Source organism: Streptomyces sp. ISL-98, assembly GCF_018614055.1.
Classification (GTDB): Bacteria; Actinomycetota; Actinomycetes; order Streptomycetales; family Streptomycetaceae; genus Streptomyces; species Streptomyces spiramyceticus.
Map to the genome: position 1 here is coordinate 1 of NZ_JAGGPB010000091.1, position 10306 is coordinate 10306.

10 protein-coding genes and 1 pseudogene are annotated in these 10306 nt (G+C 70.1%); 6 read left to right on the plus strand and 5 right to left on the minus strand.

Going from position 1 to position 10306, the window contains the following annotated elements; all coding sequences use genetic code 11:
• Nucleotides 1–71 precede the first annotated feature (71 nt).
• Nucleotides 72–381: pseudogene (locus tag J7I98_RS38370) on the plus strand (hypothetical protein); the annotation flags it as partial.
• A 27-nt stretch (nt 382–408) separates the two neighbouring features.
• On the opposite strand, the gene J7I98_RS38375 reads toward J7I98_RS38370, so the two are convergent.
• Both J7I98_RS38375 and J7I98_RS38380 read right to left on the minus strand, forming a co-directional pair.
• A complete protein-coding gene (locus J7I98_RS38375; RefSeq protein ID WP_214929691.1) occupies nt 409–1179 on the minus strand; it encodes a class E sortase in 771 nt (256 codons plus the stop codon).
• A 62-nt stretch (nt 1180–1241) separates the two neighbouring features.
• The gene (locus J7I98_RS38380; protein WP_214929692.1) at nt 1242–2090 is read right to left on the minus strand and encodes a GNAT family N-acetyltransferase; all 849 of its coding nucleotides are present in this window, start codon (nt 2088–2090) and stop codon (nt 1242–1244) included.
• Nucleotides 2091–2242: 152 nt separating this feature from the next.
• On the opposite strand from J7I98_RS38380, the gene J7I98_RS38385 reads away from it, so the two are divergent.
• Nucleotides 2243–3217: a zinc-binding dehydrogenase gene (locus J7I98_RS38385; protein ID WP_214929693.1), complete on the plus strand. Its 975-nt coding sequence runs from the start codon at nt 2243–2245 to the stop codon at nt 3215–3217.
• Nucleotides 3218–3260: 43 nt separating this feature from the next.
• Here J7I98_RS38385 and J7I98_RS38390 read toward each other — a convergent pair whose 3' ends face one another.
• The gene (locus J7I98_RS38390) at nt 3261–4547 is read right to left on the minus strand and encodes a phosphoribosyltransferase (RefSeq protein WP_214929694.1); all 1287 of its coding nucleotides are present in this window, start codon (nt 4545–4547) and stop codon (nt 3261–3263) included.
• Between the two features lie 295 nt (nt 4548–4842).
• Between J7I98_RS38390 and J7I98_RS38395 the strand changes: the two genes are divergently transcribed.
• From J7I98_RS38395 to J7I98_RS38405, 3 genes are all read left to right on the plus strand, one after another.
• The gene (locus tag J7I98_RS38395) at nt 4843–5211 is read left to right on the plus strand and encodes a hypothetical protein (protein ID WP_214929695.1); all 369 of its coding nucleotides are present in this window, start codon (nt 4843–4845) and stop codon (nt 5209–5211) included.
• A gap of 164 nt (nt 5212–5375) precedes the next feature.
• Nucleotides 5376–5837, plus strand: coding sequence for an ATP-binding protein (locus J7I98_RS38400; RefSeq protein ID WP_214929696.1), 462 nt, complete (start codon nt 5376–5378; stop codon nt 5835–5837).
• Between the two features lie 333 nt (nt 5838–6170).
• Nucleotides 6171–7136 carry a pirin family protein gene (locus J7I98_RS38405; RefSeq protein ID WP_214929697.1) on the plus strand — a complete coding sequence of 322 codons (966 nt, stop codon included), beginning with the start codon at nt 6171–6173 and terminating at the stop codon, nt 7134–7136.
• A 309-nt stretch (nt 7137–7445) separates the two neighbouring features.
• Here J7I98_RS38405 and J7I98_RS38410 read toward each other — a convergent pair whose 3' ends face one another.
• Together J7I98_RS38410 and J7I98_RS38415 are read right to left on the minus strand one after the other, a co-directional pair.
• Nucleotides 7446–8633, minus strand: a complete 1188-nt coding sequence (locus tag J7I98_RS38410; protein ID WP_214929698.1) for a CdaR family transcriptional regulator — start codon at nt 8631–8633, stop codon at nt 7446–7448.
• Nucleotides 8634–8721: 88 nt separating this feature from the next.
• Nucleotides 8722–8904, minus strand: coding sequence for a hypothetical protein (locus tag J7I98_RS38415; protein WP_214929699.1), 183 nt, complete (start codon nt 8902–8904; stop codon nt 8722–8724).
• A gap of 239 nt (nt 8905–9143) precedes the next feature.
• On the opposite strand from J7I98_RS38415, the gene J7I98_RS38420 reads away from it, so the two are divergent.
• On the plus strand, nt 9144–10097 hold the full coding sequence (locus J7I98_RS38420; RefSeq protein ID WP_214929700.1) for a DUF3068 domain-containing protein: 954 nt from the start codon (nt 9144–9146) through the stop codon (nt 10095–10097).
• The last annotated feature ends 209 nt before the right edge of the window (nt 10098–10306 follow it).

The following is a 10306-nucleotide window of genomic DNA, read 5'->3' on the forward strand; positions in this document are numbered from 1 at the left end:
CGGAGGAGACCACCCAGCAGCCGGTTGGGCCCTACCTCCAAGCCCGGCCCTTTACGGCCGGGTAGTTGACAATGGGCATCGACAACGTACTCGGCGTCAGCCTCCGCCAGCGCCTGACGCCCGATGCGCTCCTGGGCCGCATGAACGCCACGTTCCGTTTCATGCTGACGGGGGCGGTGTGTGTCGGATCGGCGATGGCAGGCGCAATCGGAGAGTTCGCGGGCGTGCACATCGCACTGTGGGTGGGCGGAAGCTGCCTGGCACTCGCCTTCCTGCCGGTATTCCTGTCCCCGGTTGCGGATGCGGACAGAGCTGCCGCAGCAGGAGGCGGTTTCCCCTGGCGTCGGCGGCGGCAGTGCGCGGAAGGTTGAGGCTGTCTGATGGGCCCGTTTGCCGCTTGAGGCGCCCTTAGGGAGCGGTCGGCGCGCTTGCCGGTGCCGCCCGCGACGAGGCCAGCACGCCGATCTTGTCGATGCGATGCTCGGGGTTGCCCTTGTCGTCCCGCCAGAAGTTCCCGGTCGCGTCGTCCTCCGGGGTTGCGCAGGTGGAGATCGTGATCATCGCCTCGGTGGGCCGCTTGTCCGGCGAGCCCGGAACCGCGGCCCGCTGCTCGGCTAGTGACCGCTTGGAGCGGAACGAGGTCGTCCTGGTGTCGGTGATCTTGTACTCGTACACCTTGCCGCCCGCCGTCACGAAGACGGAGTCGCCCTCGTCGACCGACGGAAGCTCGCGCAGCGGCCCTCCGGCGGAGAGACGGTGCGCCGTGACCAGGTAATTGCCGACCTCGCCGGGCCCGACACCGCCTTCATCGCCGTACGGGCTGGCGGCCACACCGCGGTCCTGGATCCGTGTACCGGCCCAGTCGTCCGTGGTCCCCTCGTACGGGACGACGCGCAGGTCAGTGATGCCGATCGACGGAATGGCGAGCAGGGCGGTCTGGTGCCGCGTGCTGCTCTTGGGCGCGGCCGGCTCGGTGGAGGAGGTGGCAGGCGCCGGTTCGACGGCTGTCGCCGCCTTTGCCGAGGAGTCCGGCTTTGCCGAGGTGTCCGGTGAGAGCACCGTGACGGGAGCCGGTGCGGGCTTGTCGGCCGTGCTGTCGCCGCCGCTGGTGGTACAGCCCGCCAGTACGACGATGAGCGTGCCGGCGAGCGCTGCGGGAACGCAGCGGGGACTGAACATGCCACGTAAAACACCACGAGTCGATCGAGTGTTCCCGTCTCCTGGGGCCTGGGGGCGGTACGTCAGCCCAGCTCAAGGCTTGTCACGCCGAACAGCCCCTCGTGATCGATCCGCGGTACCGCACCCGTGTACATCCGTGCTGTCTCGAAGGACGGCGTCAGCCCGAGTCGTTCCGCCAGTCGCACGGCACCCACATTGATGTCAGGTACATCGATCGCCACGGTTCCCCCCGGCGCTGTGGCCGCGAGTGCTCCCACCAAGGCGGCGGCCACCTCCGTCGACCCGGCGTAGAGCGGGCCGATGCGCGACGCCGCGCGGCAGCTGCGCATGACGGCGAAGCCGTGCAGCTCCCTGTCGCGGAGCGCGGCGACGGTGGTACGGCGGGGCGCGGAGAGCCACGGCGCGAGGAAGCTGTCGCGAGGTGCCGGGAAGAACTGGCGGTCGTACGCCGCGAGTTGATCGAACGGCAGAGTGCGGGCATCGACCAGTGTGACGCCGGACGGCACCGCTGTGTCGGCGTGCGTCGTACCTTCGTACCGGATGTTGTTCCAGGCGGAACGGAACCCGGATTTACGGTAGTTGTCCTGCTGAGCCACCACACCGTCGAGCCCCACGTTGCGACCGGCGAGCCGCGCCATACCGGCGTCCCAGACCCGCATGCCGTAACCCTGGCCGCGCAGCGACGGGCGCGTGATGTAGAAACCCAGGAACGCGAAGTCGGAGCCGTAGCGCACGACCGAGATACACGCGGCGGGCTCTCCGTCGAGGCGTCCGATCAGGAAGCCGCGCGGATCTGCGGCGAAGAAGGCCTGGCCGTCGGTGTGACCCGGGTTCCAGCCCTCCGCATCGGCCCAGTCCGCCAGGAGCCGCATGTCGTCGGCGCTCGCGACGGTGATCTCAAAATCCGGCACTGCCACTCCAAGGGGTCGTCGGGAGGCTTCGGATACCGGTCTACCTCTTTCCGTGATCACTTCGCCCGGCTTTCCTTGACCTCAAGCGCAGTTGACGTTGAACAGTGGTTCCTGAACCCACTCGCGCAGGTCAACGATTCAGGAGCGTACGCATGCACGCGATACGGCTGCACGCCTTCGGCCCCGCCGAGAACCTCACCTACGAAGAGGTCCCCGACCCGGTCCCGGCCGAAGGGCAGGTGCGGATCGATGTGCAGGCCGCCGGTGTCCACTTCATCGAGACCACGCTGCGTCGCGGCCTCGGCGTCGGCCCGCATCTGCCCCCGGAGCTGCCGGTCACCCCGGGCGCGGAGGTCGCCGGTGTCGTGGCGGCGGTGGGTCCGGGGGTGGGCGCCGAGTGGCTGGGCCGCCGGGTCGTGGCGCAGCTCGACGGGGACGGAGGGTACGCCGAGCGGGCGGTCGCGGACGTCGGCTCGCTGCACCCGGTCCCCGACCACGTGGACGCCGAAACCGCCGTAGCGATGATCACGACCGGGGCCACGGCACAGGGGGTGCTCGGAGTCGCGAGGATTTCGGCGCACGACGTCGTGCTGGTGATGTCGGCGGCAGGCGGCCTCGGCAGCCTCTTCGTGCAGGCGGCGCGGCAGGCCGGTGCGGTCGTGGTGGGAGTGGCAGGAGGTCCCGCGAAGGTGGAGCGCGTACGTACGATCGGCGCCGATGTCGCGGTCGACTACCGGACCGCCGACTGGCCCGCCCGGATCCGCGAAGCTCTGGGCGGCCGAGAGGTGACCGTGGTCCTGGACGGCGTCGGCGGCGGACCGGGCCGGGAGGCGCTGGAACTGCTCGGCCCCGGGGGCCGCTTCCTGCTGCACGGCTGGGCGGCGGGGGAGCCGACCCGGATCACCACGCGCGACCTTGTCGAACGCCAACTCACCGCCACCTGGGCGATCGGGCCGAACATGGTCCCTTCAGGAGGCCGGCGCGAGCTTGCGGAGCGGTCGCTCGGGGCAGCGGCGGACGGCAGCCTCGTCCCGTTGATCACCCGCTTCCCTCTGGAGCGAGCCGCTGACGCGCATGCTGCCCTGGAGGCACGCGAGACCGAGGGCAAGGTGGTGCTGACGGCCTGACGGCCTGACGGCCTGACGGCCTGACGCGCTCGCCCGGCCCGCCTCACCCGCCCGTCCGCGCCCCCAAGTGCCGGATGAACCACGCCTGCGCGAGGCCTGCGACCTCGTCCAGCGCCCCCGGTTCCTCGAAGAGATGCGTGGCGCCCGGGACCACCTCGAGCCGGTTCTCGCAGCGCAGCTGCGCCTGCGCCTGCCGGTTGAGTTCCAGAACCATCGTGTCGTCGCCGCCCACGATGAGCAGCGTGGGCGCCCGTACGTCGGCGAGCCGGGGCCCGGCGAGATCGGGTCGGCCGCCTCGGGACACGACAGCGCCGACGTCCGCTTCGGCGGAGGCGGCGGCCCGCAGCGCGGCCGCCGCTCCGGTGCTCGCCCCGAAGTAACCGATCGGGAGGGCCTCGCGGCTGCGCAGCCAACGGGTGGTGTCCACCAGCCTCCCGGCCAGGGTTTCGATGTCGAAGACGTTCGCGCGGTCGGCTTCCTCCGCGGTCGTGAGCAGGTCGAACAGCAGGGTGCCGAGGCCCGCCTCGTTCAGGGCCGACGCCACCCGGCGGTTGCGCGGGCTGTGGCGGCTGCTGCCGGAGCCGTGGGCGAACATCACGATCGCACCGGCGCCCGCCGGCAGGACGAGCTCTCCGGCCAGCCGGACCCCGCCCGCGTCCACTCCCACTTCCTCCGACCGGTCGGCCCCGGCGGCCGGGCGATTCGCCTTCCCCAGCAGGTCGATGACCTCCTCGTCGGGGGTCTGCGAGAAGTCGTGGTACCACTCGCCGACCGCGCGGAACGCGCTCGGCGTGGAAAGGCACACCACTTCGTCCACGGCGCTGCGCAGCGCGGCGACCGCGTCCGGCGGCGCCACCGGGACGGCGAGCACCACGCGGGCCGCGCCGTGTGCTCGTACGACCTGGCACGCGGCCTTCGCGGTGGCGCCGGTCGCCACTCCGTCGTCCACCACGATCGCGGTGCGGCCGTCGAGCGGCAGCATCGGCCGGTTGCCGCGGAACCGCAGCGCCTGCCGTTCGAGCTCCACCGCCTCGGCACGCTCGACCACCGCGATGTCCTCCTCCGCGATCCCGCTGCGCCGGACGATGTCGTCGCTGATCACCCGTACCTGGTCCTCACCGATGGCGCCGAAGGCCAGTTCCCGGTGGTACGGGACGCCGAGTTTGCGTACGACGATCACATCGAGGGGGGCGTGCAGTGCCTGCGCCACTTCGAAGGCCACCGGAACACCGCCCCGGGGGAGGCCCAGAACGACGGTTTTCTCGCCTGCCAGGTGCCCCAGCGCTTCGGCAAGACGCCGGCCCGCATCCACGCGATCGGTGAACAGCACAGTGGTTCACCCCTTACCCGGGGGAGTCAGAAGCCACGTACATACCTACTTCGTACTAACCCCCCTCCGGGGTGCCGTGCAAGTCGGAGGCAGCCTCACCGCCGCGATCAGGGAGTGCCGGCTCAGCGACGGGGCACCCGGAGAGCGTCCGGCGTGCGGGCCGAGCGGCTCTGTTCCGGTCGCAGGCGCGCGCCCGCCGGGTGAGCCTGGTAGCGCCGCGATGCCGTCGCGGCGGCCGGCGGGGAGAAGCAGCCGGCAGAGAAGTGCCAGTCGGTCCGCAGAGAGAGGTTCCGCAGTGAACAGCACGGAACATCCGGAGGCAGAAGTCGTAGTAGAGCTCACTGGCTGTCCGGCGGAGGACGCCCACGCCGTCTTCAGCGCCTTGCGGACCTCCTTCGCGGGCGACCGTCCCGCCGACGACGTGCCGCACGAGGTGGTGGCCGGGCGCCCGACGGTGTGGACAGCGACCTTCGACGTGTCCGAACAGCGCGCCACCCCCGGGCCCACGCGGCTCACAGCACCCGTCACGGTCGACCTCCAGGGCGGCTACCGGGCCGTCGCCCAGTTGCAGGACAGTCTGGCGTCCGCGTTCGTGGTGGAGGTGGTCGGCATGGCGGCCGGTGACCAGGAGCAGGAGACCCAGCTGCGCCTGAGCAACCGGTAGCCGCGGCGATGGCAGACACGGTGAGCCCAAGATCTGTTGCGGTTCCGGCTCCTCGGGGGCACGATATTGCTGACCCAAAAGGGATTATCGCTCACTCTTCGTGTTCGGGGGTCGTTGGTGCAACGAGGTGAAGCTCGTGAGCCTCGCGGTGAGGAGCCATGACGATGACACATCCCAGCGACCGGTACTACGCGGTCGAACTGCACGCTTCGGCGGAGCGCGTCTCCCAGATTCGCCGCATTGTGGCCGCGCATCTTCGCCACTGGGATCTCGAGTCGCACATCCACGCCGTGTGCAGGGGTGTCGACGAACTGCTGACCAACGTCCACCGGCACGTCGGTCAGGACAACTGGTGCGTCATTGAACTCCGCTGGACCGGCAGGCATCTGACCACATCCGTGGCCGACAACGGCCCGCCGATGCCGCGCCTGGCCACGGCCAGTGGCGGCGGGCTCGCCATAGTGGCGGCGCTCAGCGACAGCTGGGGAACCTGCAGCACGTCCGAGGGAAAGGTCGTGTGGTTCACGCGGCGCGTCGAGGCGGCGCGCAACAGCCGGCTGGTGGCGCGGGCGCCCCTGCCGGGCGTACGCGACTCCAAGCGGGAGCCCGCTCCCGCCCTCGCGTAGGGCGTGTCCGGCGGATCATGCCTGGGCCGCGGGGTCTGGCACGCACTCCCCCTAGGCCTTAAGGGCCAGGGGGGACCCCCTCCGGCGTTGTCGTCGGTCGGCCTCGCTCCGCGTCGACTCCCTCCTCCGCCTGCAGCTGCACGCACCAGGCCCCGCTCACCAGCACCGAAAACGCGCCGCACCCTGAAGCCGGCCTGATCCGCCGGACACGCCCCAGGTGCTCAGCCGGGCTGCGCTCAGTACGGAGCGCAGCCCGGCCCTTGCGCCCAATCTGCCCATGTGGTCGGCGCGGAGCACTCCCGGGCAGCGGCTGCACGGGAATAGGTTGAGCCCATGAGCAATCTTGAGCGCCAGGCCGTGCCTTCGGTCTGCGGTGGACGCGGCTTTGTCGTCGCGGAGCCGGTACGTGAACTCCTCACCGCCCGCAAGGTCCAGCTCGGCGAGTCCACCGAGGTACGCAGGCTTCTGCCGAACCTCGGCCGCCGCATGATCGGCGCATGGTGCTTCATCGACCACTACGGTCCCGACGACATCGCCGACCAGCCCGGCATGCAGGTGGCTCCCCACCCGCACTTCGGCCTCCAGACGGTCAGCTGGCTGCACGAGGGCGAGGTCCTGCACCGCGACAGCCTCGGCAGCCTCCAGACGATCCGGCCCCTCGAACTGGGCCTGATGACATCGGGCCGGGCGATCAGCCACTCCGAGGAGAGCCCGAAGCCGCACGCCCGCTTCCTGCACGGCGCCCAGCTGTGGGTCGCGCTGCCCCACGCGCACCGCGACGTGGAGCCGACCTTCCAGCACCACGCCGGCCTGCCCACGGTCACGGCACCCGGCCTGGTCGCCACCGTCATCCTGGGCTCACTCGACGGCGCCGCGTCGCCCGGTACGACGTACACCCCGATCGTCGGCGCCGACCTCGCCCTGACACGCGGCGCAGAGGCCCGGCTGCCGCTCGACCCGGACTTCGAGTACGCCGTGCTGTCCATGTCAGGCGAGGCACACGTGGACGGCGTGCCCGTGCTCCCCGGCTCGATGCTCTACCTCGGCTGCGGCCGCACCGAACTCCCGGTGCGCGCCGAGTCCGACGCCGGCCTGATGCTCCTCGGCGGAGAGCCGTTCGAGGAGGAACTGGTGATGTGGTGGAACTTCATCGGGAGGTCGCACGAGGAGATCGAGGAGGCAAGGAGGGACTGGATGTCCGGCAGCCGCTTCGGCGAGGTGAAGGGCTACGACGGGGGTCGGCTGCCTGCTCCCGCACTTCCGCCGGTGGCCCTGAAACCGCGCGGACGAGTGCGTTGACCTGGCGCTATGGGCACTGGCCTCGTTCTCGAGAGGTGTGGGTGTCGGGGCCTCTTCGCCTTGTCGTGTGGCAGGGGTCCCCGCGCTTCTATGCGATCCACTCTGACGTGGGGAACGAGTTGCAGGTGTTGACGACGGAGGGCTGGCCCGCAGCTGGATCGGATCCTGAATCACTTATCGGCTGCGACGAGCTAATTCGCGTGGCGCACCCTGCGCCCGCTCATCCACTTCCGACCTGACGGCACGGTACGGCCGCGACGCGGAGTTCTTCGGCGGGCCGGGCCCGACAGCCCGTCAGGGTAACCCCGGTCAGTCAGGCGGCGGGACGAGATCACCGCGCAGCCGCCGGGCGCGCAGCACCAGCTCCATTTCGAAGCGGCGGTCCGGGTCGTCCAGGTCCTCGCCCCACAACTCACGGAGCTGTCTCAGCCGGTAGCGCACGGTCTGCGGGTGGACTCCGAGCCGGGCGGCCACCTCCGGCGCGCCACCCCGCGTTTCCAGCCAGGCCAGCAGGGTCTCGGCGAGACGGTGGGCGTGCGCGGGGCCGCCGGTCTCGCCCAAATGGGCCAGTCGCCGCCGCGCCAGATCGTCGATCAACTCCCCTGAGGGCAGCAGCACCAGGGCTTCGACGTGCTCGCCGCAGTGCAGGAGCCGTCCTTGCGGCAGCAGGCCCTGCTCGATCATCCCGACGGCGGCCTCGGCCCAGCGCAGCGACGTGGCGGCCTCCGCCAGGGGAACCGACGGGCCGATCGCGCCGGACCAATTGGCCGTCGCCCGGTGCAGCAACTCCGCGCGCCCGGGGGCGTCCGGGTCCGGCACCACCATGCGCGGCTGCTCGCCCTCCATGTCGAGCAGCACCTCGTCGCCCACGGCGGGGGCGACAGCCTCCTGGGCGGGGCGGAGCAGCACGGCCACCGCCACCCTTTCGGGCAGTTGCCAGCCGACGCCGGCCGCGCGGTCGGCGAGGAAGGCGGACGGATCCGTGCGGTGCTCGGCGAGCAGGAGCTCGACGAGTTGTCGTTGCAGGCGCAGCCGCTCCCCGGCCTGGCGGGCGACGGCCTCGGCGTAGCCGCGTACCGACTGGGCCACCATGACGTCGAGGTACTCGAACGCGGACTCGGCGAGTTCGTACATAGCTGCGGGCGGGATGTCGACCTGCTGGCCGATCTCCGCCATACGCCGCCAGGAAAGGCGCACGCCCAGTCGGTAGATTCCCTGCAAGGAGTCCAGGTTGCGCCCCTGCGTGACTTCGCCGCGCCCGAAGTCCTGGAACATCTCGGGAAGGGCGCGCGGCCGGTCCGACCCCGTGGTCATCTGCTCCACGAAGAGCTCCAGCGCGTGCCGGATCGCAACGAGGGCCTTAGGCTCTCCGGACTCGTCGGCGATGAACGCCAGACCCGGATATTCCCGTCGGATCGCGGCGAGGATGTCCTGTGCAAGCTCGGGGACCTGTTCCAGGGCGAGGTCGGCGAAACGCTGAATCCGTTCTCGTGGCACGTCGTGCCACGCTGACGACGCTTCCACAGCACCGCTCCTGGATGTCCGTCCGCATGCCGCTCGATCAGCCGGCCTGGATCTTTACAACCTAGCTCGCGCTGGGGCTCGGCGTGCTGGACGTCCCGTTGGCGGGAGGGTCGGGGAACGTAACGAGCGGCACATTCTGCTGCTCGGGTGTGGCGTTGAGAGCGGCGACGATTCCGAAGGCGGCGCCTGTGGCCAGGACGGCGGAGGCGACGCAGGTCAGGAAGGCGGCGAGCAGTCTGGGCATGAGGGTGATCGGCCTCTCTGTCGATGAGGTTGTCACCCAGCGCGCCGGCCCGGTCCGGCGCCGTCAGTATGCGAGGCGCATTGACAGGTGGTCAAGGGCCGCCTAATTTCGCCGGTCACAGCGCTGTTACTCCCGGGTACGCCACTCCTCGGCCCGGACAGGCTGAAATCCGTGCGTGTGACCCCTTCCCGCACAGCCCACGAATGCCCCGCATATTCCGCCCGCATTGGAGTACCCGCATGCGCCGTTCAACGTCGCGTTTGTCCCTGATTCTGCTGGGCACTGGTGTTTTTCTGCTGGTACTCACTCAGCTGCTCGTCTGGTACGTGGAGCCGCGTGCCAAGCGCACACCGACCGACGTGAACTCCACGACGGTCTTCACTGGTGAGGGCAGTTATTTCGACACCGGATCCGTCTCCACGGTGGACGGCCGGGCGATAACGATCACCCGCCGGGTGCTGGGCGACGTCGTCGGCAGCAAGCGCAGCGGAAAAGCGATCTGGGACGTGTCGACACAGATCGACACCCCGAAGACGCTGCCGCTGGCCGACCCGCGGAAATCCCTGCAGTGGACCACGGAGCGGTGGGTCACCGACCGCCGGACGAACATGCCGGTGCGCTGCTGCGAGGAGAAGCCCAGGTTCGAGGGCGAGGCCTACCTGAAGTTCCCGTTCGACGTCGAGAAGCGCGTTTACACCTGGTGGGACAGCGCCCTGGGTGCCGCTGTGCCGCTGGAGTTCAAGGGCACCACCAAGATCCGCGGCCACCAGGGCTACCGCTTCGTCGGCACCGTCGCGGCCACTGCCACCGGCACCCGTCAGGTGCCCGGCGCGCTGGTGGGCCGCCCGCAGGGCCAGGTGCTCGCCGAGGAGTGGTACTCCAACGCGGGGATCGAGCTGACGGTGGACCAGCGCACGGGCCGGATCATGAACGCGGTGATCGCGCCGACAAAGACGCTGCGGGCCCCGGGTTCGAAGAAGGACGCGGTCACCCTGCTGTCCAGTAAGCGGCTGGAGTTCACCGAGGAGACCCGGCGCGAGCAGGTGACGCTGGCCTCCGACGACGGCAGTCGGCTGAAGCTGCTCGGCGAGACTGTGCCCGTTGTGGGCGGGATCGCGGGCGGTCTGCTTGCCGCCGCCGGCGTGGTGATGCTGATTCGTGGCCGCCGGCAGACGGAACACTCAGGCGAGTGATGAAAGCGGGCCGCCGAGCAGCCCAAACTTGTCACCCGCGTGCGTAGTGGAACGAACCATTCGAACGAACACTTTGGTTACCCCGCAGTAAGAACCAATGATTCCGGTTTGAGTCGGCTCCCACCCCCAGGAGTCCGCCACCGACCCGGTGCTCACACATCGACCGCACCCTGGTCGGCACCGTCGTCGCAGTACCGGCAGTACCGGCA